Origin of the sequence: Streptomyces sp. NPDC047042 (assembly GCF_040644035.1) — a bacterium.
Lineage (GTDB): Bacteria > Actinomycetota > Actinomycetes > Streptomycetales > Streptomycetaceae > Streptomyces.
In genome coordinates this window covers 191277-215469 of sequence record NZ_JBEYVP010000003.1, presented here as the reverse complement: position 1 = coordinate 215469, position 24193 = coordinate 191277, and the positions used below count along the sequence as shown (strand labels likewise).

At 69.2% G+C, this 24193-nt stretch carries 18 protein-coding genes; 11 read left to right on the top strand and 7 right to left on the bottom strand.

What is annotated here, in order from left to right; translation table 11 throughout:
- Window positions 1-97 precede the first annotated feature (97 nt).
- Both ABZ855_RS04600 and ABZ855_RS04595 read right to left on the bottom strand, forming a co-directional pair.
- Window positions 98-1099 (bottom strand): ABC transporter substrate-binding protein, encoded by a 1002-nt coding sequence (locus ABZ855_RS04600; protein ID WP_360800784.1) that lies wholly within the window; start codon window positions 1097-1099, stop codon window positions 98-100.
- A 212-nt stretch (window positions 1100-1311) separates the two neighbouring features.
- Complete coding sequence (locus ABZ855_RS04595; RefSeq protein ID WP_360801145.1) at window positions 1312-2328, bottom strand: LacI family DNA-binding transcriptional regulator; 1017 nt, start codon at window positions 2326-2328, stop codon at window positions 1312-1314.
- A gap of 495 nt (window positions 2329-2823) precedes the next feature.
- On the opposite strand from ABZ855_RS04595, the gene ABZ855_RS04590 reads away from it, so the two are divergent.
- The 8 genes from ABZ855_RS04590 to ABZ855_RS04555 all read left to right on the top strand — a co-directional run bounded on the left by ABZ855_RS04590 (window position 2824) and on the right by ABZ855_RS04555 (window position 13262).
- Window positions 2824-3981, top strand: coding sequence for a mandelate racemase/muconate lactonizing enzyme family protein (locus ABZ855_RS04590; protein ID WP_360800781.1), 1158 nt, complete (start codon window positions 2824-2826; stop codon window positions 3979-3981).
- Window positions 3978-4982, top strand: a complete 1005-nt coding sequence (locus ABZ855_RS04585) for an alcohol dehydrogenase catalytic domain-containing protein (protein ID WP_360800778.1) — start codon at window positions 3978-3980, stop codon at window positions 4980-4982. The genes ABZ855_RS04590 and ABZ855_RS04585 overlap by 4 nt, the downstream gene beginning before the upstream one ends.
- Before the next feature lie 138 nt (window positions 4983-5120).
- Window positions 5121-6089 (top strand): hypothetical protein, encoded by a 969-nt coding sequence (locus ABZ855_RS04580; protein ID WP_319205078.1) that lies wholly within the window; start codon window positions 5121-5123, stop codon window positions 6087-6089.
- A 152-nt stretch (window positions 6090-6241) separates the two neighbouring features.
- Window positions 6242-7348 (top strand): multiple monosaccharide ABC transporter substrate-binding protein, encoded by a 1107-nt coding sequence (gene chvE / locus ABZ855_RS04575; RefSeq protein WP_360800775.1) that lies wholly within the window; start codon window positions 6242-6244, stop codon window positions 7346-7348.
- A gap of 32 nt (window positions 7349-7380) precedes the next feature.
- Window positions 7381-8931 (top strand): multiple monosaccharide ABC transporter ATP-binding protein, encoded by a 1551-nt coding sequence (mmsA, locus tag ABZ855_RS04570; RefSeq protein ID WP_319205074.1) that lies wholly within the window; start codon window positions 7381-7383, stop codon window positions 8929-8931.
- Window positions 8928-10169 (top strand): multiple monosaccharide ABC transporter permease, encoded by a 1242-nt coding sequence (gene mmsB / locus ABZ855_RS04565; RefSeq protein WP_360800771.1) that lies wholly within the window; start codon window positions 8928-8930, stop codon window positions 10167-10169. Before mmsA ends, mmsB begins: the two co-directional genes overlap by 4 nt.
- A gap of 97 nt (window positions 10170-10266) precedes the next feature.
- A complete protein-coding gene (locus ABZ855_RS04560; protein WP_360800768.1) occupies window positions 10267-11340 on the top strand; it encodes an aldose epimerase family protein in 1074 nt (357 codons plus the stop codon).
- A gap of 161 nt (window positions 11341-11501) precedes the next feature.
- Entirely contained in the window at window positions 11502-13262 is a 1761-nt protein-coding gene (locus tag ABZ855_RS04555; protein ID WP_360800765.1) for a histidinol-phosphate transaminase, read from the top strand.
- 37 nt (window positions 13263-13299) lie between these two features.
- Here the strand turns inward: ABZ855_RS04555 and ABZ855_RS04550 are convergent, their stop codons facing one another.
- Complete coding sequence (locus ABZ855_RS04550; RefSeq protein ID WP_360800762.1) at window positions 13300-13764, bottom strand: Lrp/AsnC family transcriptional regulator; 465 nt, start codon at window positions 13762-13764, stop codon at window positions 13300-13302.
- 122 nt (window positions 13765-13886) lie between these two features.
- On the opposite strand from ABZ855_RS04550, the gene ABZ855_RS04545 reads away from it, so the two are divergent.
- Together ABZ855_RS04545 and ABZ855_RS04540 are read left to right on the top strand one after the other, a co-directional pair.
- On the top strand, window positions 13887-14453 hold the full coding sequence (locus tag ABZ855_RS04545) for an alpha/beta hydrolase (protein WP_360800759.1): 567 nt from the start codon (window positions 13887-13889) through the stop codon (window positions 14451-14453).
- A 52-nt stretch (window positions 14454-14505) separates the two neighbouring features.
- Window positions 14506-15438: a hypothetical protein gene (locus ABZ855_RS04540; protein WP_360800756.1), complete on the top strand. Its 933-nt coding sequence runs from the start codon at window positions 14506-14508 to the stop codon at window positions 15436-15438.
- A gap of 94 nt (window positions 15439-15532) precedes the next feature.
- On the opposite strand, the gene ABZ855_RS04535 is transcribed toward ABZ855_RS04540, so the two are convergent.
- The 3 genes from ABZ855_RS04535 to ABZ855_RS04525 form a co-directional block, all read right to left on the bottom strand.
- Window positions 15533-16177 (bottom strand): DUF4360 domain-containing protein, encoded by a 645-nt coding sequence (locus ABZ855_RS04535; protein ID WP_360800753.1) that lies wholly within the window; start codon window positions 16175-16177, stop codon window positions 15533-15535.
- Between the two features lie 338 nt (window positions 16178-16515).
- Window positions 16516-18834, bottom strand: coding sequence for a peptidoglycan recognition protein (locus ABZ855_RS04530; RefSeq protein WP_360800750.1), 2319 nt, complete (start codon window positions 18832-18834; stop codon window positions 16516-16518).
- A 244-nt stretch (window positions 18835-19078) separates the two neighbouring features.
- On the bottom strand, window positions 19079-19537 hold the full coding sequence (locus ABZ855_RS04525; protein WP_360800747.1) for an Rrf2 family transcriptional regulator: 459 nt from the start codon (window positions 19535-19537) through the stop codon (window positions 19079-19081).
- Window positions 19538-19604: 67 nt separating this feature from the next.
- Between ABZ855_RS04525 and ABZ855_RS04520 the strand changes: the two genes are divergently transcribed.
- Window positions 19605-22622 (top strand): beta-galactosidase, encoded by a 3018-nt coding sequence (locus ABZ855_RS04520; RefSeq protein ID WP_360800744.1) that lies wholly within the window; start codon window positions 19605-19607, stop codon window positions 22620-22622.
- Window positions 22623-22640: 18 nt separating this feature from the next.
- Here ABZ855_RS04520 and ABZ855_RS04515 read toward each other — a convergent pair whose 3' ends face one another.
- The gene (locus tag ABZ855_RS04515; protein ID WP_360800742.1) at window positions 22641-24155 is read right to left on the bottom strand and encodes an alpha-N-arabinofuranosidase; all 1515 of its coding nucleotides are present in this window, start codon (window positions 24153-24155) and stop codon (window positions 22641-22643) included.
- Window positions 24156-24193 lie beyond the last annotated feature (38 nt).

Below are 24193 nucleotides of genomic sequence, written 5' to 3'. Positions count from 1 at the left end.
CCGCGATTTCACCGATGCCCGCAGGGAGCCCCCGTGGCCGCCCTCCGTAGGGAGGGCCGGGCCGGGGTGAGGGCTCCCTGCCGATGGGTGCGGTCGGTCAGTACTTGCGGGTGGGGAGCGCGGCCTTCGCCTGGTCCTGCATGAAGTCGCCCTCCTTGGTCTTGATCCAGCGGTCGACCTTCTCGCCGTTCTTGACCTTCTTGACGACCTCCATGAGCTGGGGGCCGAGCAGCGGGTTGCACTCGACGATGGCGTTGATCTTGCCCTCGGACATCGCGATGAAGCCGTCCTTCACACCGTCGACCGTGACGATGAGGATGTCCTTGCCGGGCTTCTTGCCGGCCGCCTCGATGGCCTGGATGGCGCCGATGCCCATGTCGTCGTTGTGCGCGAACAGCACGTCGATGTCCGGGTTGGACTGCAGGAAGGCGGCCATGACCTGCTTGCCGCCGGCCCGGGTGAAGTCGCCGGTCTGGCTGACGACGATCTTCCAGTCGTCCGCGTGCTCGGCGTCCATGACCTCCTTGAAGCCCTTGGCGCGCTCGATCGCGGGGGCGGCACCGGTGGTGCCCTCCAGCTGGGCGATCTTGACGGGGCCCTTCTTGCCGGCCTTCTCCAGGACCTTCTCGAGGATCTTGGCGGCGCGGCGGCCCTCGTCCGTGAAGTCGGAGCCGACGAGGGTGACGTACAGGGACTCGTCGGAGGTCTCGACGGAGCGGTCGGTGAGGACCACCGGGATCTTCTTGGCCTTGGCCTCCTTCAGCACCGCGTCCCAGCCCGTGACGACCACCGGGGAGAAGGCGATGACGTCGACGCCCTGGGTGATGTAGTTGCGGATCGCGGAGATCTGGTTCTCCTGCTTCTGCTGCGCGTCGGAGAACTTGAGGTTGTAGCCGGCCTCCTTGGCCGCTTCCTTCACCGAGTCGGTGTTGGCACTGCGCCAGCCGCTCTCCGAGCCGACCTGGGAGAAGCCGAGGACGATCTTGCCGTCGCCGCCGCCGGTGGAACCGCCGTCGTCGTCCTTCTTGGCACAGGCCGCCAGGCCGGTCGCAGCCGCCACGCCGACCGCCGCAGTGAGGAAGTTCCTTCTGTTGAGCATGTTCTTCTCCTTTGAAGAGCCGCCGGCCCGGTGATGGGCCCGCTGGTACTCGTGGTGCTCGTGGGGCTTGGTAGTGCTGGTGGTGCTGGTGGTGCTGGTGGTTCTCGTGGGGCTTGGGGCGACAGGGTGATACGTCCAACCTGTCGATCACCGTTCGAGATATCGGCCGCACCTGTGGGGTGGAGACCATCGTCGAACCGGTGGGTGTCGCCTCAGCCGGGAGCGGTCCCGGACTGGGGGGCGTAGGGGAAAGTACTGGCGCGGACGAGGAGTTGGGGTTCGATGGCCACCTGCCCCGTCCCGGAGGGTGTCCGGCCCTCGATGAGGTCCAGCAGCAGGGCGATGCTCTGCTTGCCGACCGCCGAGAAGTCCTGCCGGACGGTGGTGAGCGGCGGAGCGAAGAACTCCGACTCCGGGATGTCGTCGAAGCCGACCACCGCGACGTCCTGGGGGATGCGCACGCCCGCCTCACGCAGCGCCCACAACACCCCCAGTGCCATCTGGTCGTTGGAGACGAAGACGGCGGTGAGGCCGCGGCCGAGCCAGCCGGCCAGTTCCTGGCCCGCACGATAGCCCGACAGTGGACTCCAGTCCCCCCGCAGCGGCGCCGGCGGTTCGACGCCTGCCGCCTCGAGGGTCTCCCGCCAGCCGTCGGCCCGGTCCACCGCCTCCTGCCAGTTCTCGGGCCCGGCGAGATGCCAGACCGTGCGGTGGCCGGTGGCGAGCAGATGGCCGGTGGCCAGCCGCGCGCCGAGGTGCTGGTCGACGTTGACGCTGGGGATGTCGACGCCGGAGCCGGTGCCCACGGCCACCACCGGGAAGGGGTGGCGGAGTTCGGTGAGGGCCTCGACCGCCGACCGCTGCGGGGCGAGGGCGATCACCCCCTCCACTCCGCCCTCACTGAGCCGGTGCATGGCCTCGGCGAGGGTCTCGACCGTCAGTTCGCGCAAACTGACGGTCGAGACGAGGTACCCCTCGGCGCGTGCCGCCTCTTCCAGTGCGAAGAGGGTGCTGGCGGGCCCGTACAGGGTGGTGTTGGAGGCGACCACCCCCAGGTTCAGGGTGCGGCGGGTGGCCAGGGCCCGTGCCGAGGAGTTGCGACGGTAACCCATCTCCTCGATCGCGTGAAGCACCCTGGCCCGGGTCTCGTCCCGCACATTGGGGTGGTCGCCCAGTACGCGGGAGACGGTCTGGTGGGACACGCCCGCCTTGCGTGCCACGTCCGCCATGGTGGGCGGCCGAAGCGGCGGGTGGGGCTGGGAACTGGTCTGCAAGTGGGCCACGGCTGCACCTCCTTGGCGGTCGGCTGCGGGTAAGTCCTTTGGTGTGGGCGGGTGTTCCCGCGCCGCCGGCGTCACGCCGGGTTTCCGGAAAGCCCCAAGGCGTCTGGCGGGTGGGCGAGTTGGGGCACTGCCGACATGACGCTCATACCTCCTTGGATGCCGTTGGTAGACGATCGGTGAAGCGGAGGTCATTGTGAGCGCTAACAATCGGCGGCGGTCAAGAGGGCTGCGTCAGGGAGGCCGTCACGGTTGGATAACGCGGTGGGCAACGGGCGGGAGGGGTGCCGCTGCGGCATTGTGGGATTCGGCGCGGCCGTCCAAGACGCGGGGCAGGTTGTTCGTTTCGACCCATTGACACTCTGCCCGGAGTTTCCTTACTGTCGCGACAGCATTTCGAACAAGTGACGAAATCTCGAACAAGCAAGAGGGCGAGGGAGTACCGTGCGCATCACGGGAATCAGCACGCACGTGGTCGGGACGCCGTGGCGGAACCTGACCTACGTCCAGGTGCACACCGACGAGGGACTCACCGGAGTCGGCGAGACCCGCATGCTGGGCCACACCGACGCGCTGCTCGGCTATCTGCACGAGGCGAAGACCAACCACATTCTCGGCTCCGACCCGTTCGCTGTCGAGGACCTGGTCAAGCGCATGAAGTACGGCGACTACGGGCGCGCCGGCGAGATCGTGATGTCCGGCATCGCCGTCATCGAGATGGCCTGCTGGGACATCAAGGGCAAGGCCCTGGGCGTACCGGTGTGGCAGCTGCTCGGCGGCAAGGTCACCGACAAGGTCAAGGCGTACGCCAACGGCTGGTACACCACCGAGCGCACGCCGGAGGCGTACCACAAGGCGGCGAAGGGCGTCATGGAGCGCGGTTACAAGGCGCTCAAGATCGACCCCTTCGGGACCGGCCACTTCGAGCTGGACCACGAGCAGAGCCTGTACGCCGTCTCGCTGATCGAGGCCGTGCGCGACGCCATCGGGCCGGACGCCGAGCTGATGCTGGAGATGCACGGCCGGTTCTCGCCCTCCACCGCCGTCCGTCTCGCCAAGGACCTGGCGCCCTTCAAGCCCGCGTGGCTGGAGGAGCCCTGCCCGCCGGAGAACCTCAAGGCGCTGGAGAAGGTCGCCGCCAAGGTCGACATCCCGGTCGCCACGGGTGAGCGCATCCACGACCGGATCGAGTTCCGGGAGCTCTTCGAGAGCCAGGCCGTGGACATCATCCAGCCCGACGTCGGCCACATCGGCGGCATCTGGGAGACCCGCAAGCTGGCCGCGACCGCCGAGACCCACTACACGCTGGTCGCGCCGCACAACGTGGGCGGTCCGGTGCTGACGGCGGCCTCGCTCCAGGTCGGCTTCACCGCCCCGAACTTCAAGATCCTCGAGCACTTCAACGACTTCGCGGACGCGGAGATCAAGAAGGTCGTCTCGGGTGCCCCGGAGGTCGTGGACGGCTACTTCCACCTGTCCGACAAGCCCGGCCTCGGTGTCGAGCTGGACGTGGACGCGGCGGCGGAGTTCCCGCAGCAGCAGGCGCGCTTCGACCTGTGGGCCGAGGGCTGGGAGCAGCGCAAGCCCAAGGGGACCGCGTGAGCAGCGCCGTGGTGATCGAGGCTCCGGGCGAGCACCGACTGGTGCCGCACGAGCCTCGTCAGCCGGAGGCGGGCGAGGCCCTCGTACGGGTCCACGCCGCCGGGATCTGCGGCAGCGACCGCGAGGTCTACCAGGGCAACAGGCCCGAGGGGTACGTCCGTTACCCCCTGACCCCGGGCCACGAGTGGTCCGGCACGGTGACGGCGGTCGGGGCGGGGGTTCCTTCCACTCTCGTCGGCCGCAAGGTGGTCGGAGAGGGCTTCCGCAACTGCCAGGTGTGCGACCGCTGTCACGCGGGCGAGACCACGCTGTGCTCGGCCGGGTACGAGGAGACCGGGTTCACCGAGCCCGGCGCGATGGCCACCACGCTGACGCTGCCCGCCCGTCTGCTGCACGTGCTGCCCGAGGACGCGGATCTCACGGCGGCGGCGCTGCTGGAGCCGGCCGCGTGCATCGCGGCCGCCGCGCTCAAGGCGAAGGCCGTTCCGGGTGAGCGGGTCGCCGTGGTGGGCACCGGGACGCTCGGGATGTTCGCCATCCAGTTCCTGAAGGCGGGTTCGCCCTCCGAGCTGCTCGTCGTGGGGACGCGTCCGGACCGGGCCGAGCTGTCGAAGAAGTTCGGTGCCACGGACTTCCGTACGAAGGACCAGGAGCTTCCCGGGGACTTCGACGTCGTCATCGAGACCGCCGGGTCCGCGGACGCGGCGGTCACCGCCGCCGCCCTGCTGCGGCGCGGCGGCCGGCTGGTCCTCACGGGGATCCCGGCGTCGGGCGCGGACGGGCTCGACCCGACGGACCTCGTCGTACGGCAGCTGGAGGTGCACACCGTCTTCGGTGCGGCCCCCGACGCCTGGGCGCACACGGTGCGGGTCTTCGGGGCCGGACTGCTCGACCCGCTGCCGCTGGTCACGCACGAACTCCCGCTGGAGGAGTTCCCGCAGGCCATCGAGCTGGTGGGGTCCGGTGACCCGAAGGTCGGAAAGGTCCTGCTGCGGCCATGACACACCCCTGAGCCGTACGCCGGTACGGGGTACCTGACGACCCCGTACCGGCGTACATCCATAGCCTTGTGCACCCAGAGCCGCGAACCTCGTCCGAAATACCGAACTCGCCGAACCTGCCGATCTGAAGGACAGATTGTGACCGACACCACCGCCTCCGCAGCCCGTCGTCCCGGAGAGCAGGCGCTCGCCGCGCTCGGCCTCGGCGCGCCCGCCCTCGACCCCGCCGACGCCTCTCCGCACACCTTCCCCGGTGGCGGACGCTGGCGTACGGAGATTCCCTCCGTCGAGGGGCCCGAGGCGCTCGGCGTGGTCCTCAAGGAGTCCTCGCGGCTCGATGTGCCGATCCACCGGATCAGCCAGGGCAGCGGCATCTGGATGCTCACCGACGCCGAGATCACCGAGATGGTGGAGGCGACGGGCGAGCGGGACATCGAGCTGTGCCTGTTCACCGGTCCGCGCGGCACCTGGGACATCGGCGGCTCCACCCGTACCGACTCCAAGGGCGGCGGTCTGCGCGCCCGGGGTCACGACGCGGTCGCCGGCTGCGTCGAGGACGCCGTACGGGCGACCGAGCTGGGTGTGCAGTGCCTGCTCGTCGCCGACGAGGGGGTCCTGTGGGCCCTGCACCGGGCGCGGCTGGCCGGGATCATCCCGGCCGAGACGACGCTCAAGGTGTCGGCGCTGATCGGCCCGGTGAACCCGGCCGCGTACGCCGTGTACGAGAACCTCGGCGGCGACTCGATCAACGTGCCGAGCGACCTGACGCTCGATCACCTCACCGAGATCCGGCGGGTCTCCGCCGCCCCGATGGACATGTACATCGAGGCCCCGGACGATCTGGGCGGGTACATCCGGATGTACGAGGTCGCCGAGCTGATCCGGCGCGGCGCGCCGCTGTACCTGAAGTTCGGTCTGTCGAAGGCACCGGGGATCTACCCCTACGGTAATCACCTGCGCGACCTCGCCCTGAACACGGCCAAGGAAAGAGTGCGGCGTGGCCGGCTCGCCCTCGACCTGCTCGCGCGGCACGGGGCGGACGGCGACATGGCGCCGCTCGGCTCGCGGCTGCCCGGCGCACTGAAGCGGTTCGAAACGCCTGCATAACGTTACGGACAACTCCCCTTCACAAAACCCGACGCAGTCGCACAGACTCCGACACGACTCGTCTCTGTCCCATCTCTGTCCCACCTCGTACCTCTCACCGGGCGCCGTAACGCCAGACCGCTCCAGGCCCCAAGACATCAAGGATGATGATCATGCGTACTCGTAGAGCCGCACTTTCCGCCATAGCCTCCTCCGCCGCTCTCGCCCTCTCCCTCACCGCCTGTGGCCAGAGCAGCGAGGGTGGCAGCGACACGAGCAGCGACAGCGCCAAGGGCGGAACGATCGGCATCGCGATGCCGACCAAGTCCTCCGAGCGCTGGATCACCGACGGCGCCAACGTCGAGAAGGACCTCAAGGCCAAGGGCTACAAGACCAAGCTGGTCTTCGGCGAGGACGACCCCGACCAGCAGGTCTCGCAGATCGAGAACCTGATCACGCAGGGCGTCAAGGCGCTGATCATCGCCGCCATCGACAACAAGTCCCTGAACAACGTGCTCCAGCAGGCCGCCGACGCCAAGATCCCGGTCATCTCCTACGACCGCCTGATCCTCGGCACGAAGAACGTCGACTACTACGCGTCCTTCGACAACGAGAAGGTCGGCCAGCTCCAGGCCACCTACCTCGTCGACAAGCTGGGTGTCGCCGGCGGCAAGGGCCCCTTCAACATCGAGCTGTTCGCCGGCTCCAACGACGACAACAACACCAAGTACTTCTTCAACGGCGCGATGAAGGTGCTCCAGCCCTACATCGACAGCAAGAAGCTCGTCGTCAAGTCCGGCCAGACCGAGCTCACCAAGGTCACCACCCTGCGCTGGGACGGCGCCACCGCCCAGAAGCGCATGGAGGACATGCTCACCTCGACCTACACGAGCGGCCGGGTCGACGCGGTCCTCTCGCCGTACGACGGCATCTCCATCGGCATCATCGCCGCGCTGAAGTCGGACGGCTACGGCACCAAGGCCAAGCCCCTGCCGGTCATCTCCGGCCAGGACGCCGAGCTGGCCTCCGTGAAGTCGATCATCGCCGGCCAGCAGTCGATGACCGTCTACAAGGACCTGCGCAAGCTCGCCCAGGTCGCCACGGACATGGTCGACGCCACGCTCAACGGCAAGAAGCCCGAGATCAACGACACCAAGTCGTACGACAACGGCACCAAGGTCGTTCCCGCCTACCTGCTCCAGCCGGTGAGCGTCGACAAGTCCAACTACGAGAAGGAACTGGTCGACGGCGGTTACTACACGGCGGACCAGCTCAAGTAAGCGTCGAACCTTACGGATTGGAAGGCACGACCATGGCGGGACCCGTCCTGGAAATGCGCTCGATCGTCAAGACCTTTCCCGGCGTCAAAGCGCTGTCGGACGTCTCACTGACCGTCCGTCAGGGCGAGGTCCACGCCATCTGCGGTGAGAACGGCGCCGGGAAGTCCACCTTGATGAAGGTGCTCTCCGGTGTCCATCCGCACGGCAGTTACGAGGGGGACATCCTCTTCGAGGGAGAGGTCTGCTCCTTCAAGGACATCCGGGCGAGCGAGCAGCACGGCATTGTCATCATCCACCAGGAGCTGGCGCTGTCGCCGTACCTCTCCCTCGCGGAGAACATCTTCCTCGGCAACGAGCACGCCAAGGGCGGGTTCATCGACTGGAGGCAGACCCTCGGCCACGCCACGGAACTGCTGCGCCGGGTGGGTCTGAGCGACCACCCGGAGACCCGCGTCGCCGACATCGGCGTGGGCAAGCAGCAGCTCGTGGAGATCGCGAAGGCGCTGTCGAAGAAGGTCAAGCTCCTCATCCTCGACGAGCCCACGGCGGCTCTGAACGACGAGGACAGCGACAAACTCCTCGATCTCATCCTGGAGCTGAAGAACCAGGGCATCACCTCGATCATCATCTCCCACAAGCTCAACGAGATCCGCAAGGTGGCGGACTCGGTGACGATCATCCGCGACGGGCACTCCATCGAGACGCTCGACGTGAAGTCGGCGGAGACGACCGAGGACCGGATCATCAGCGGCATGGTGGGGCGCGACCTCGACCACCGCTTCCCGGAGCGCACCCCGCACGAGGCGGAGAAGGGCGCGGCTCCGGCCCTGGAGATCCGCGGCTGGACCGTGCACCACCCGATCGACCAGCAGCGCAAGGTCGTCGACGACGTGTCCATCCAGGTGCGGCGCGGGGAGATCGTCGGCATCGCGGGTCTGATGGGCGCCGGCCGTACCGAGCTCGCGATGAGCGTCTTCGGGCGCTCCTACGGCCGGTACGCGAGCGGCACGGTCCTCAAGGACGGCAAGGAGATCCGTACGAAGTCCGTCGCGGAGGCGGTCGAGCACGGCATCGCCTATGTCACGGAGGACCGCAAGCACTACGGCCTCAACCTCATCGACACGATCAACCGCAACATCTCGCTCACCGCTCTGAGCAAGGTGGCCAAGCGCGGCATCGTCGACGAGCAGGACGAGCGGAAGGTCTCCGAGGGCTTCCGCAAGTCCATGAACATCAAGGCGCCGACCGTGTTCGAGCGGGTCGGCAAGCTCTCCGGCGGCAACCAGCAGAAGGTCGTCCTCAGCAAGTGGATCTTCGCGGGTCCTGACGTGCTGATTCTTGACGAGCCGACCCGGGGCATCGACGTCGGCGCCAAGTACGAGATCTACACGGTGATCGACCGACTGGCCGCCGAGGGCAAGGCGGTCGTCTTCATCTCCTCCGAGCTGCCCGAACTGCTCGGCATGTGCGACCGCATCTACACGATGGCCGCCGGGCGGCTCACGGGCGAGTTCTCGCGAGCCGAGGCCACGCAGGAAGTGCTGATGCGTCAGATGACGAAGGACAAAGAGGTAACGCGATGAGCACCGATGTGACCAAGAGCCCGGCGGACGCGCCGCCCGGCAAGAGCGGCGGACCGGCTTCCGGCGGCGGCCTGCTCCACCTGGTGCTGGACGGCCTGCGCCGCAACATGCGCCAGTACGGCATGCTGATCGCCCTCGGTCTGATCGTGGTCCTGTTCCAGGTGTGGACCGGCGGCGACCTGCTGCTGCCGCGCAACGTCTCCAACCTGGTGCTCCAGAACAGCTACATCCTGATCCTCGCGATCGGCATGATGCTGGTGATCATCGCGGGTCACATCGACCTGTCGGTCGGCTCCCTCACGGCGTTCACCGGGGCCTTCGCGGCCGTGCTGATGGTGCAGCACGACATGGCCTGGCCCCTCGCGGTCGTGCTGTGCCTGGCCATCGGCGCGGTGGCCGGCGCGGCCCAGGGCTTCCTGATCGCCTACTTCGGCATACCGTCGTTCATCGTCACCCTCGCGGGCATGCTGATCTTCCGCGGTCTGACGGAGATGCTGCTGAAGGGTCAGACGCTCGGCCCGTTCCCGGACGGCCTGCAGAAGATGGGCAACGGCTTCCTGCCGGAGGTCGGCCCGGAGACCAACTACCACAACATCACGCTGCTGCTGGGCTTCGCGCTGATCGCCTTCTCGGTCATCCAGGAGGTCCGTGACCGCAAGCGGCAGCAGGAGTTCGCCCTCGAGGTGGCGCCCAGGAACCTGTTCCTGCTCAAGCTCGTCGCCATCGTCGCCGCGATCCTCACGGTCACGATGCTGCTCGCCAGCTACAAGGGCGCGCCGATCATCCTGATCATCCTGGCGGTGCTGGTGGTCGGCTACGGCTACGTGATGCGCAACGCCGTCTTCGGCCGTCACATCTACGCGATCGGCGGCAACCTGCCGGCCGCGAAGCTGTCCGGCGTCAAGGACAAGAAGGTCACCTTCCTCGTCTTCCTGAACATGGGCGTGCTCGCGGCCATGGCCGGTCTGGTGGTCGCCGCCCGTCTGAACGCGGCCTCGCCGAAGGCGGGCCTCAGCTTCGAACTCGAGGCGATCGCCTCGTCGTTCATCGGTGGAGCGTCCATGAGCGGCGGTGTCGGTACCGTCCTCGGCGCGATCATCGGTGGTCTCGTGCTGGGTGTTCTGAACAACGGCATGAACCTCCTCAGCGTCGGCACCGACTGGCAGCAGGTCATCAAGGGCCTCGCCCTGCTGGCCGCCGTCGGGTTCGACGTGTGGAACAAGCGCAAGGCCGGTTAGTCAGCACAGCAAGAAGTCGTCATGTCGTGGGTCCCGCGGACGATCGGGCAACCGGTCCGCGGGACCCTTCGGCTTTCCCCATGGAGGCAGGAACCCCGTGAAGGCATCCCCCGTGCAGGCATCCAAGGAGCTCTTCGGCAAGCTCTCCGACGGGACGGAGATCCACCGCTGGTCGCTGGAGAACGGCGGCACCCGTCTGAAGGTCCTGTCGTACGGCGGGATCGTGCAGTCCCTGGAGATCCCGGACACCGAGGGCCGGTACGCCAACGTCTCGCTGGGCTTCGACACCATCGAGGCGTACGTCGCCGAAAGCCCCTACTTCGGCGCGCTGATCGGCCGCTACGGCAACCGCATCGGCAAGGGCCGGTTCACGCTGGACGGCACGGCGTACCAGCTGTCGGTCAACGACGGCGAGAACAGCCTGCACGGCGGCAGCGCGGGCTTCGACAAGGCGGTGTGGGACGTCGAGCCGTTCACCGAGGGCACGGACGTCGGCCTGCGCCTCCAACACACCAGCGCCGACGGGGAGATGGGCTACCCCGGCACCCTGCGTACGACGGTCACGTACACCCTCACCGAGGACGGTGACTGGCGCATCGACTACGAGGCCACCACCGACAGGGCCACCGTCGTCAACCTCACCAACCACGTCTACTGGAACCTGGCCGGCGAGGGCAGCGGCTCGACCGGCGGGCACGAGCTGGAGATCGCCGCGTCCCGCTACACCCCCGTCGACGCCGGCCTGATCCCCGACGGCGAGCCGGCCGAGGTCACGGGCACCCCCTTCGACTTCCGGACCGCCAAGACGGTCGGCGCGGACCTCCGCGTAGCCCACCAACAGCTGCTGTACGCCAAGGGGTTCGACCACAACTGGGTGCTCGACAAGGGCGTCACCGCCGAGCCGCGGCACGTCGCCACGCTCAGGGACCCGGCGTCCGGCCGTACGCTGCGGATCGCGACCACCGAGCCGGGGCTGCAGTTCTACTCGGGCAACTTCCTCGACGGGACCCTCGTCGGCACCGGCGGCACCATCCACCGCCAGGGCGACGCGCTGTGCCTGGAGACCCAGCACCACCCGGACTCGCCGAACCGGCCGGACTTCCCGTCCACGGTGCTGCGGCCCGGCGAGACCTACCGCTCGACGACGACCCACTCGTTCCACGCCGGCTGAGCCGCTTTCACAGCAGCTTCACAATTTTTTTCCGAACCCCAACGTTTGAACGCCCTCACCCAGCCGTCCGTATGTAGGAGCGGCCCGCGCTCCCCCGCGCGGGCCACCCTAGAGTTGGAGGTCCCGTCCTCCCCAACGGGTCCGCCACATACGGAGGTTCCATGGCCGACAACGTCACATCGCTCTTTCGCAGCACCGCGGCGCACAGCCCCTCGATGGCTGCGCTCGCGCGCGAGAGCGACGGGACAGGCCCGGTCGACTTCTGTATCCCGTGCAATCCCTACTTCCCCACTCCCGCCATGATGGACACGATGGCGGCGAGACTGCGGGACATCATCACGTACTACCCGAGCAGCGCCGACACGATCACCGCCGAGCTGTGCAACCTGCTCCAACTGCCGCCGCAGGCCGTGGCGATGGGCAACGGCTCGACCGAACTGATCACGTGGATCGACCACTTGCTGGTCCGCGAGTCCCTCGCCGTCCCCGTCCCCACCTTCGGCCGCTGGACCGACCAGCCCATGGAGACCGGCAAGCGGGTCGACATGTTCCCGCTCCAGGAGTCCAGCGGCTTCTCCCTCGACCTCGCCCAGTACGCCGAGTTCATCCGCGCGCGCGGCACCCGGGTCGCCGTCATCTGCAACCCGAACAACCCCGACGGCGGCTTCCTGCACAAGCACGCGCTCGTGCAGTTCATGGACGCGATGGCCGACCTCGACCTGATCATCATCGACGAGTCGTTCCTCGAGTTCGCCGACGCGGAGGCCGAACCGAGCGTCGTGCAGGAGGCGATGATCCGCCCCAACGTGATCGTCCTGCGCAGCCTCGGCAAGAACTTCGGCCTGCACGGCATCCGCTTCGGCTACATGGTCGCGAACCCCTCGCTCGCGGGCCGCGTCCGCTCGATGCTGCCGAAGTGGAACCTCAACGCCTTCGCCGAGTACGTGGTGTTCATGCTCAAGGAGCACGGCCAGGAGTACATGCAGAGCCTCCACCAGGTGCGCCGCGACCGCCTCGACATGGCGAGCCAGCTCTCCTCCCTGCCCGGTCTGACGGTCTACCCGTCGCAGGGCAACTTCCTCTTCGTGCGCCTTCCCGTCGGCGCCGAGGGCACCGTGGTCAGGGACCGGATGCTCACCGAGCACCGCATCCTCGTCCGCGAGTGCGGCAACAAGATCGGCTCGTCCAGCCGCTTCCTGCGTCTCGTGGTGCGCCCCCAGGTGGACGTGCGTCGCCTGGTGTCCGGCCTGGAACAGGTGCTCTACGGGACCAGGAGGGGAGCCGCCGTACCCGAGCTGGGTACAGGGACCGCCTACAGCTCGGGCACGGCGGCGGTGGACAGGCTGGTCAGTGCCACCAACGGGGGCGGTATGCCGGGCCTAGCCGCTCAGGCCCTCGGTACCGGTATGCCGGGTGGCCTCGCGGCCGCCGCGGCAGCCGGTACCGGCATGCCGACCCCGGTACCGGCCCCGACCCCGATAGCGGCCCCGGCGCCGGCTCCCATGCCGATGCAGATGCCGGCCGCCATGCAGATGCCGGCGGCGATGTCCGCCCAGAGCTACGGCGGTCCGGGCCAGCAGAGCTACGGGGGCGGCGGCGGGCAGAGCTACGGCGGGGGCATGCAGATGCAGCAGGTGCCCGCGATGGCGCAGATGCCGATGCAGCCGCAGCCGGCACAGCCCCAGGCCCCGCAGCCCCAGGCCCCCCAGCCGCAGATGCAGCAGCCCCCGGTGCCGCAGCAGCCGCAACCGCAGCCGATGGTCCCGCCGCAGCCCACGCCCTCCGGCGTCCCGGCCCGCAACGGCCTGACGGCCGCCCAGGTCCGCGGCACCACCGGCCCGGGCCTGGCCCCGGCCCCCGCGACGGGCTGGCCGGCCGCCCAGAGCTGGCCGAACGCGGCGGGGATGGGTCAGGCGGGCTGACAACGCCGACGACGTACCGGCGCTTGCGTACCGGTGCCTACGTACCCGCCCCTGTGCGCGACGGCGACGTCGGCAGCGGCTTGGGCGGGTAGTCGCGCAGGACCAGTGAGGTGGTGACCGGTCCGTAACGGGCGAGGGAGTCCACGACCTGTTCAAGGCGTCCGGCGTGGGGACAGTGCACGTCGAACAGCAGGCAGTCCTCTCCGGTCACGCGGAGGGTCGAGACGATCTCGGGGATCCGGGCGGCAAGAGTGAGCGCCTTGGCCAACTGCGCGTGAGTGGTGCGCAGCCGGACGACGGCGTGGATGTTCAGTCCGAGCGCGGCGGGGGCGACGACGGCACGGTAACCGGTGATGATCCCGCTCTTCTCCAGGCGTTGGATGCGGGCACCGGCCGCCGGCTGGGACAGCCCGACCCGGCGTCCGACCTCGGCTCCGGTGAGCCGGCCGTCAATCTGGAGCAGTTCCAGGATGGCACGGTCGATCTCGTCGAGTGATTCCATCGTTGTCGCCCCCACTTTCTTTGAGATCACTTGCTGAGGCCCATCGTCGCCGCTGATCCATCGAGAATCGTCCAGGTCGCCCCCGCGATGCGTGGGGGCCACGACTGAAAGGACGGCGGGCGATGGTCGCGTACGTCATCATCCCTGGGATCGACGGGTCGGACGAGCGGCACTGGCAGAGCCTGTGGGAGCAGCGATGGGGGCCCTCGGCGGTCCGGATCGCGCCCGCCTCGTGGAGCAGACCGGACCTGCCGGACTGGGTGGCCGCGATCCAGGCCGCCTACGAGACCGCCTCCCGGCGTGACGACCGGGTGGCGTTGGTGGCACACAGCCTTGGCTGCTGGGCGACCGCGCACTGGCTGGAGCGGTCACGGCCCGGCACGGTGGCGGCGTTCCTGGTCGCGCCGCCCGATCCCCGGGGACCGGCCTTCCCACGTGAGGCCGCCTCGACGTTCCTGGGTCTGTCCGCCCGGCCTCTGCCGTGCCCGAGCCTGTTGGTGGCCGGCGACGACGATCCCTACTGCGACCCGACGACGTCCGCCTCCTTCGCGCACGGCTGGCAGGCGGAACGTCACCTCGTCAAGAACCACGGTCACGTCAATTCCGCCAGTGGCCTCGGTGACTGGCCGGCGGGCCGGGAACTTCTCCGCAGGCTCCTGACCGCCGAATCCCTCCAGGTGCGAACGTAAGCCGGACACCAGGCGTCCCAGTCCCGACAGCATCAGCTTTCGGGGGGATCTCATGCATACGCCCACCACCCGCACCTCGACCCGGCTCGCCCTCGTTCTCGCCCTCACCGGCGCGCTGTTCGCGGCCGGTTGCGGCAGCGAGAGGGCGGCGGACAGCATCGGCACGAAGCCCAGCGCCGGGGACACCTCGTCGCCGACGGCAGGTCGCGCCCAGGAGGTCGCCGACGCCTGGGACGGCTCCAAGGCCGCCGGGACATGGCGCGAGGGCTACTACCCGATGGGGGACTGGGTCTCGCCGCCCGCCGGAGGCTTCCACAGCGCCTACGACAAAAGGGCCTACTCCCTGGAGAACTACGTACTGGGCGGCGAACTCCCCACCACCACGCCCGAGACGGGAAAGGTGAAGTGGGCGGGCGGCGGCTCACTCGTCCGGCCCCTGCTGGACGCGCGCCAGACCTACACCGCCCTGAGCCGCAACAGCAGCCCCGGGGATCCCCATCTCACCGTCACCGGCGCCGAGTTGGGCGCGGCGACCATCGCGACCAGTCGCGGCCCTGCCACCGTGCCGGCCTGGCTGTTCACGCTGGAGGGGTACGACGAGCCGCTCAGGCGCGTCGCCCTGCGGCCGTCGGAGCTTCCGCCGTCGCCGATCGGCCGGATCGGGGACGACGTACCCACCGAACTGGGGGCGCTGCCACAGCTGTTGGAGGTGTCCGAGGACGGACGGACCCTCACCGTGTTGGCGTCCCACGGCTCCTGCGACGACGGCCCCCGGGTGAAGGCCCATGAGACGGACGGCAGCGTGGTGCTCTCGGCGACCGTCGCCCATGTGGAGTCGGACCTGCCCTGCACCGCCGACATGCACTACAAGAAGGTGACGGTCGAGCTGGAGCGACCGCTGGGCGACCGGGTCCCCCTGGACGCGGTGACGGGGCTGCCCGTGCCGTACGGCGGGCCGGACTCGGCCTCTCCGAGCTGGAGTTGAGTCGCGCCGACGCCACCGGCGCCCGACACGGGGTGCGGACACGGCCGGCCGTGTCCGCACCCCGCGCTACGACTCCCTCACGGTGTCACGGCGCTCACTTCGCCGGGCACCGCTGCCACGCCAGGTGGTACACGGTGTTGATGTCGCCGTCGGTCGAGTCCATCGCCATGAAGCTCGTGCCCGTCGACGTACCCGCGTTCACCCGCAACTCCGTGTTGATGTTGAAGTTGCGCTGGACCCCACAGGGCGCGTAGACGAGCTGGGCCCAGTCGGTGATGTCGGTGGCCTGCCAGTTGTCGTTGAGCGGGCCGTTGTACGTGTGGGTGCGGAACGCCGTGCTCGACGAGCCCTGGAAGTAGTACGAGGCCCGCTGGATGGCGCTCGCCCCCCGCTGGAGGGAGGCGAAGCCCCGGTAGTCGGCGCTGGCGATGGCGTACGTGAAGCCCGCCGGGACGTGCACCTTCAGGTTGAGCTGGCAGTTCTTGCGGAACGCCGTCGGGTCGGAGTTGCCACCGACCTGGGCGAGGTAGTCGCTGTAGGTGACGGTGAAGGCGGTGTTGTCACCCGAGACGGCCACCGCGGCCGTACCGGCGGGACAGCCGGAGCCGTTCACCGTGGCGACGTTGATGACGATCTTGTCCGGCGGCGGGTCGTCGAAGGACGACCCGGCACCCTGTGCGGGTATCGCGGCGGCGAACAGCGCGGCGATCGCGCCACTCGCGAGCAGGCCTCCAGTCATGGTTCTCCCTTTCATCGCGGTGTTGCAGTGGGGGGTGAGAATCACGCACTCGACGGTCATGGGCATGCCAAACGCATGCGCGGACCGCACCCGACCTGTGGTTGAGCAGTGAAGGAGCTGTGAAGGTCGAGCGGTCGCAGCATAGGGGGCCGGGCAGGTACCGGCCACGTCGATCCCCGGCCAATCCCCGCCCCCGCACGGCCTGATTCACCCGTCGATGTAACCCGCAGCCAAACCCCGCGGCCGTACCGGCAGCCGTCATCGGAACGCAGAACAGCCTGAGCGCCGTACGAGGACGGTGCTCAGGCTGTTCGCTGTGAGTACTGCTGGGCGGAGGGCTACTTCAGGTAGACCAGACCGTCCGTCGTCACGGCCGGGCGGCCGCTCGTGCCGACGACCACGATCTTGACCGTGTGCTTGGCGCTCGCGGTCCAGCTCTTCGTCCAGATCGCGTCACGGTACTTCGTCGTCGCCGACTTCAGGTCGACCGTCGCGACCTTGACGTTGTCCACGTAGACGTTGAGCTGGCCGGACGTCGAGGCCCGCGACACCACGAGGGCGGCCGAACGACCGGTGAACGTCCAGGTCAGGGCGGAGTTCTTGGTGATGCTCGAGTACGACTTGCCGCCCAGGTAGCTGGTCGACGACTTCGTCGTCCAGGAGCCCGTGCGGGCCGCCGAGGACTCCTGGAGGATCATCGGCGTACCGGCGACCGAGGCCGCCTTGGTGTTGCCCGCCTGGTCGTACGCCGTCATCGACCAGGTCGTGGCCGCACCGGACTTGGAGGTCAGGTTGGCGCTGGTGACCGTCGGGCCGTACGTCTTGGCGACCGGGGCCGTCAGACGCACCTCCTTCAGGGCGGCCGAGTCCGTGGCCTTCCACTTGAGGGTGACCGGGACGGCCGTCGTGTTCACCGTGCCGGCCGCCAGGGAGAGGTTGGGCGCGGTGGTGAAGGCCGGCGGGGTCGTCTCGGCGACGACGGTCGCGGGGGCGGTGGTCGTCGTCGTCTTGCCGGAGATGTGGGTGGCCCGTACGAGGACGGCGTGCGTGCCGAGTGCCACGTTCACCTTGGCCGAGGTGGCCGTACCGGCGGTGGTGGCGGCTACCTTGCCGTCGACCAGCACCTCGTACTTGGTGATCAGCGCGGCGGGCGTGGTCGCCGACCAGCTGACCGTTATGGCCGACTTGGTGTACGTCCGGGCGCCCGCGGTGCCCGCTCCGGTGACCGACTTGAGGGTCAGGCCGGTGACCGGGCCCGCCGCGTAGCTGCGGATGGTGGGCAGCGCGTTGTAGAGCTGGGAGCCGGGGCACTCGGTGGCGTAGCCGTTGCCGTGGCCGTGGATGGTCGGGAAGCTGAGCTGGGCGCCCGTGCTCCACGTCCGCTTGGGCTCGTAGTAGCTGCTGCCGGCGGCTCCCGCCGTGAGCGTGGTCGTGCCGGTCGGGCTGACGCCGTACTGGCCGAGCTTCCAGGCGGCGAGACGCGCGACGGAGGTCAGGACCGCCGTCGGCGGGGCGACCAGGTTGTAGTTGCCGAGGACCGAGATTCCGGTGGTCTGGCTGTTGAAGCCGTAGGCGTGCGCACCGAAGACCGGCTTGTCGACCCCGCCCTTGCGGCCCTCAAAAATGGTGCCGCATTTGTCGACGAGGAAGTTGTAGCCGATGTCCTTCCAGCCGTTCGTCTTGACGTGGTACGCGTAGATTCCGCGGATTATGGCCGGCGACTGGTCGCAGGTGTAGTCGTTGGTCTCGGCGGTGTGATGGACGACAACGGCCTTGATCCCGCCGGTCAGGTACTCCGGCGCCTCGGGGCTCATCGTCTCGTCCGCGCCCCAGCCGGCCCGCAGCACGATCGGCGGCTTGGCGGCGGTGGACGGCGGGGCCGTGGGGCCGGTGCTCGGCGAGGCCGACGGCGAGGAGCTGGCAGGGGCCGAGGTCGTCGCCGGCGGAGTCGTCACGGGCGCGCTGCTCGGCGACGCGGACTCCGTGGGAGGAACGCTCGGGGGAACGGAAAGGGACTCGCTCGGGGACGCGGAGGCGGACGCCGAGTCGCTCGGCGTGGGCGCGGGAGACTCCGACACGTCCGGTGTGAGCGAGGGGTCGGGCGATTCGGTGCTCGCGGCCGCCACGAATCCGGCGGGCTCCAGGTCCGAGACGGAACCGGTGCCCGGGTCGATCATGTCGACGCGCAGGCCCTTGGGCAGCTCGGCGGACGCCTTGCCGTCGACCCGGACCTCCACGCCGTCGGACGCGCCGACCCACGCGGGCTCGGTACCGGCGCGGGTCGCGCCCTCCTCGCCGGGTCCGCTGTCCGTGCCCAGCTCCAGCCAGGACGTCCAGTTGTCGGTACCGGCGGCGCGGGTACGGACCTCGACCTTGCCGGCGATGGTGGCCGACGGGTCGGCCCAGGTGACGCCGAGCATGCTGAACGGCTTGGTGTCCCGCTTGGCCAGCGTCGCCGAGTCGCCGTCGGCAGCGACCTTCAGCGCCGCCGCGTACTCCTCGGTCGCGATCGGCCCGGAGGCCGCGGGCTTGCTGTCGTCGGCCGCGTTGTTCGCGCCACCGCCGCCACTCACCGACTGGACGATCAGAACCCCGGACACTCCGGCGGCCACAACGGCCCCGATGCCCCACCCTCGACGCGACCTCAACGATCTCATCCCCGAAAGCACACCCTTCACGTAGACCCCACCCGTTACATGCACATGCAGGGGTCAAGGTATCGGGAGAGTGAAGGCCGTCAACAACCAACCCGGAACTTCATACGTCACGGTGGTTTAGAAACGCTCTGTTGGAGCAACATTAAGGGCTCTGAAAGACTGAAACTTTAGCCCTTTTCCGGGCATACGGATTTACCGGTTCCTGACTTTCCGTACACCGCCCGCCGGCTTCTTCCTAACAGATTCATGGGTTCTCCCACGCCGCCGGTTCCTCGGCCAGCCCCCGCACGGACTCCGGCAGCTCCCCCGCCGCCAGATCCGCGAAGCTCACCCCCTCCAGCACCTTGCGGACATTGGCGCGCAGCGCGACCCACAGCGGGAGCAGCGGTTCGGCGGGGCCGGTGTAGGCGAGAGTGGTCGGCCGTTCGCCGCGCACCGACACGATGGGCCCGTCGACGGCCCGGACGACGTCCGCGACCGTGATCTCGGCGGCGGGCCGCGCCAGCCGGTAACCGCCGTTGCCACCGCGCCGGGAGTCGACGATCCCACCGCGCCGCAGGTCGCCGAGGATGCCCTCCAGGAACTTGTGCGGAATGGCCTGGGCGGCGGCAAGGGTCTCCGCCTTCACCGGCCCGTCGTCCTGCCGTACGGCCAGCTCCAGTACCGCTCGCACCGCGTAGTCCGCCCGCGCCGAGATCCTCATGCGGTCATTGTCGGTCGTCGTGCGGTGTGGACAATGACCGGACACGTGTACGAGGAGATCGATTCCGTTGGCGCTGAGCAGACGTACCTTCACCGCGGCCGCGGGCGCCGCCGCCCTCGGCCTCTCCCTCAGCGCCAGCGCGGGCACCGGCTCCGGCACCCCGAGCGGCCCCGGACATTCGGCGCCCACCGGTCCGCCCCCTCCCCCACCCATGGCGGACGGCCGCCGGCACACCGTCGGCTTCGACCGCTACTCCCTCCTCGTCGACGGGCGACGGCTCGTCCTGTGGTCGGGCGAGATGCATCCCTTCCGGCTGCCGAGCCCGTCCCTGTGGCGGGACGTGCTCCAGAAGATGCGCGCGCACGGCTACAACGCCGTCAGCATCTACGTCGCCTGGAACTACCACTCCCCCGCACCCGGCCAGTACGACTTCACGGGCGTCCGCGACCTCGACCTGTTCCTGCGCCAGGCCGCCGAGACCGGCCTGTACGTCATCCTGCGCCCCGGCCCGTACATCAACGCCGAGGTCGACGCGGGCGGCTTCCCCGGCTGGCTGACCGCGACGAAGGCCCGCGCCCGGATCTTCGACCCGACCTACATCGCGTACGCCGACGAGTGGCTGACGGCGGTCGACGCGATCGTGGCCCGCCATCTCTACACGCGGGGCGACGGCACGGTCCTGCTCTACCAGATCGAGAACGAGTACTACGCGTACGTCACCAGGCCCCCAGGCCTCGACTACATGGCCCACCTGTACGCCAAGGTCCGCGCCGACGGCATCGACGTCCCCCTCTTCCACAACGACCAGAGCAGACACGGCTACTGGACCCCCGGCTCCTTCGACACGGGTGGTGAGCGCGGGCGTTGGCTGTACGGCTTCGACGGTTATCCGGCGCCGGACGAAGTCCCGCCCGACTGGGGGCACTTCGGCATCGGCGGCCAGAAGGGCGGGGCCACGGCGAGCCCGGACACGCCAGGGTTCGTGCCGGAGTTCGGGGGCGGCTGGTTCGATCCGTGGGGCGGGGTCGAGTTCGACGGCGCCGGGTACGCGGGGTCGGCACGGACCCGGGGCGCGGCCTACGAACGGCGCTTCTATCTCACCAACCTCGCCAACGGCATCACGGTCCACAACGTCTACATGACCTTCGGCGGCACCAGTTGGGGCTGGCTGCCGGCCCCGCAGGTGTACACGTCGTACGACTACGGCGCCGCCTTCGACGAGGGGCGCCGGGCGACCCCGAAGGTCGTCCCCATGCACCAGATCGGGCAGCTGGTGCGGTGCGTACCGGAGTTGGCCAAGCTGGACCCGGCCGGCGACGCGGAGTACATAACGGCGGAGGGGGGCACGGCGGGAGGCGTCACGGGGGCGGCCGGCCGGATCAAGGTCTACCACCTCACCAACCCGGACACCCACGCCCACGTCTACGTCCTGCGCAACGACTCGACGCGGCCCGTCACTTCGGCTCTCCCGGTCGCGGGGGCCTCGCTCCCGGTGACCGTCCCCGCCTCGGACGCCCGTCTTCTCGCTGCCGGAATCACCCTGGGGCGGCGGAAGTTGGCGTACTCCAACGCCCAGCCGATGCTGTGGCTGACGGCAGGGCACCAGGACGTCGCCGTACTGACGGGACGCGCGGGCGAGGCGACGGTGACCGCGCTGGAGTGCGCGAGCGAGCCGACGGTGACCGTGACGGCGGGGGACGCGGAGTCCTCGTACGCGAACGGGCTGGTCCGGGTGACGGCCCGACTCGGGGGTCTCACCCGGGTGTTGGTCGAGGGGGGCGGGGTCTCGGCTCCCCTTCTCCTTCTCCTCGCCGACGACGAGACCTCCGTGCGACTGTGGCCGCGCGAGACACCGGCGGGATCGATGCTGGTGTACGGGCCCGCGCTGCTGCGGACCGCCGAACTGCGCGGCGACTCGCTGCGGTTGACCGGGGACACCGTCGAGGCGACCGAACTGGAGGTGTGGGCGCCGGACGGGGTGCGTGAAGTCGTCTGGAACGAGGGTGAGTTGAGGATGTCGGTCACCGGTTCCGGGAGTCTGCGGGCCGAGCGGCCGTTGGCTGGGGTCTCCGGGGTCGCGCTGCCCTCGTTGCGCGGCTGGCGGCGGCAGGTGGAGAACCCCGAGTCCGAGCCCGGCTTCGACGACTCCAAGTGGACGGTCGCCGACCGGACTTCGACGTTCAGCACGACGCCCGTGCCCGCCGGGCAGCCCGTGCTGTTCGCCGACGACTACGGCTTCCACTACGGGGACGTCTGGTACCGGGGCTCCTTCACCGACGCCACGGGCCTGCGCTCCGTGTCCCTCGGCTACAGCACCGGGACGCAGGGGCTGCTGATGGCGTGGCTGGACGGTGCGCCGCTGGGCACGCACCGGATGCCGGTACCGGACAAGCGGACCGTACGGAAGGGGAGTTGGGCAGCGAAGGCCACCTTCGACGTGCCGGAGAAGGCGCGCACTTCTGGCCGGCATGTGCTGTCCGTGCTGGTGCGGCGGATGCAGCACGACATGGACGGCAGGACGCAGGACACGCACAAGGCCGCCCGTGGACTGACGTCGGCGACCTTCGCGGGTGCCTCCCCGGCGGTGAGCTGGCGGTTGCAGGGGGCGGCCGCGGGGGCAGCCGATCCGGTGCGTGGTCCGCTCAACACCGGTGGGCTGTACGGGGAACGGTCGGGCTGGCATCTGCCGGGGTACGGGGACGGCGGCTGGCCCGTGGTCGACCTGCCGCGTGCCGAGCGGCCACGGCAGGGGGTGACCTGGTACCGGACCGGGTTCCGGCTCGCCGTCGATCCGGGCGTCGACGCGTCGATCGGGCTGGTGCTGGCGGACGACCCGGGGCGCGCCTACCGCGTCCAGATCTTCCTGAACGGCTGGAACATGGGCCAGTACGTCAACGACGTCGGCCCCCAGCACACCTTCGTCCTCCCGAACGGCGTACTGCGCACCCGGGGCGCCAACACCCTTGCCCTGGCGGTGCTTTCGGACGGTACGACGGTGTCGGGGCCCGGCGAGGTGCGGCTGACGCTGCTCGGGAGTGCGGCCGGGGGAGTCGAGGTGGCGGACGTCCCCTCCCCCGGCCGGTAGCTCCTTTTGCGGGCCCGCCTACGCGAGCCGGATCATGTTCCAGGACAGCGGCTCCAGGAGCGCGGTCAGCGTGCCGTCCTGGAGGGTGGTGCCGGATGCCTGGTGGGGGGCTACGCGCTCCGGGTCGTCCAGGGTGTTGCGGGCGTCCGGGTCGGCGTCCGCGATCACGCTGTGCTCGATCACCGAGGTCAACCGCAGTCCGTTCAGGGCGACTTCGAGGGGCAGCGGCTGGGTGCGGTCCCGGTTGACGGCGAAGACGGTGACCGTGCCGTCGTCGGCGCGTACGGCGGTGGCGTGCAGGAGGTCCGTCTCGCCGTACTTCTTCGTCTCGTACGTCGGCGAGTCCACCCGTACGTCGAGGACCTCGCCGCGTCCGTACCTGCTGGCCTGCGCGAACGGGAAGAACGTCGTCTGACGCCAGGCCGGGCCGCCCGGCTCGGTCATGATCGGCGCGATGACGTTGACGAGTTGGGCGAGACAGGCGACGGTGACGCGGTCCGCGTGCCGGAGCAGGGCGATGAGGAGCGAGCCGAAGACGACGGCGTCGGTGACGGAGTAGACGTCCTCCAGCAGCCGCGGGGCCTCGGCCCAGTCGCGTGCGCCGGAGTTCTCGATCTCGTGCCACCCCGAGATGTACCAGACGTTCCACTCGTCGAAGGACAGGTTGATCTTCTTCTTCGACTTGAGGCGGGCGCCGACGTGGTCACAGGTCGCGACTACGTTGTCAATGAACGACTCCATGTCCACGGCCGAGGCCAGGAAGGAGTCGATGTCGCCGTCCTGGGGCTCGTAGTAGGCGTGCAGGGAGATGTAGTCGACCAGGTCGTACGTCTCCTGGAGGACCGTCGACTCCCATTCGGCGAACGTGTCCATGCCCTGGCTGGAGGAGCCGCAGGCGACGAGTTCGAGGTCGGGCTCGAGCTGGCGCATCGCGCGGGCGGTCTCGGCGGCGAGGCGGCCGTACTCCTCGGCGGTCTTGTGGCCGGTCTGCCAGGGGCCGTCCATCTCGTTGCCGAGGCACCACATCTTGATGCCGAACGGGTCCTTGTCGCCGTGTGCGACCCGCAGGTCCGAACGGGCGGTGCCGGAGGGGTGGTTGGCGTACTCCTGGAGTGCGAGGGCCTCGGCGACCCCGCGCGTGCCGAGGTTGACGGCCATCATCGGTTCGGCCTGCGGGCCGATCTTCCGCAGCAGGTCGATGTACTCGGAGAGGCCGAAGCGGTTGGACTCCGTGGAACGCCAGGCGAGGTCGAGGCGGCGGGGGCGTTCGTCGGCCGGGCCGACCGAGTCCTCCCAGTTGTAGCCGGAGACGAAGTTGCCGCCGGGGTAACGGATGGCGGTGACGCCGAGTTCGCGGACCAGTTCCAGCACGTCCGTGCGCAGACCCGCCTCGTCGGCGGAGGGGTGGCCGGGCTCGAAGACACCGGTGTAGACGCAGCGGCCGAGGTGTTCGACGAAGGATCCGAAGAGCCGGGGGTTGACCTCCCCGACGGTGAAGGCGGGGTCGATCGTGAAGCGGGCGGTGCGGGACATGTGTTCCTCTCCGGCATTCGGCGTACAGCGTGCGGCGG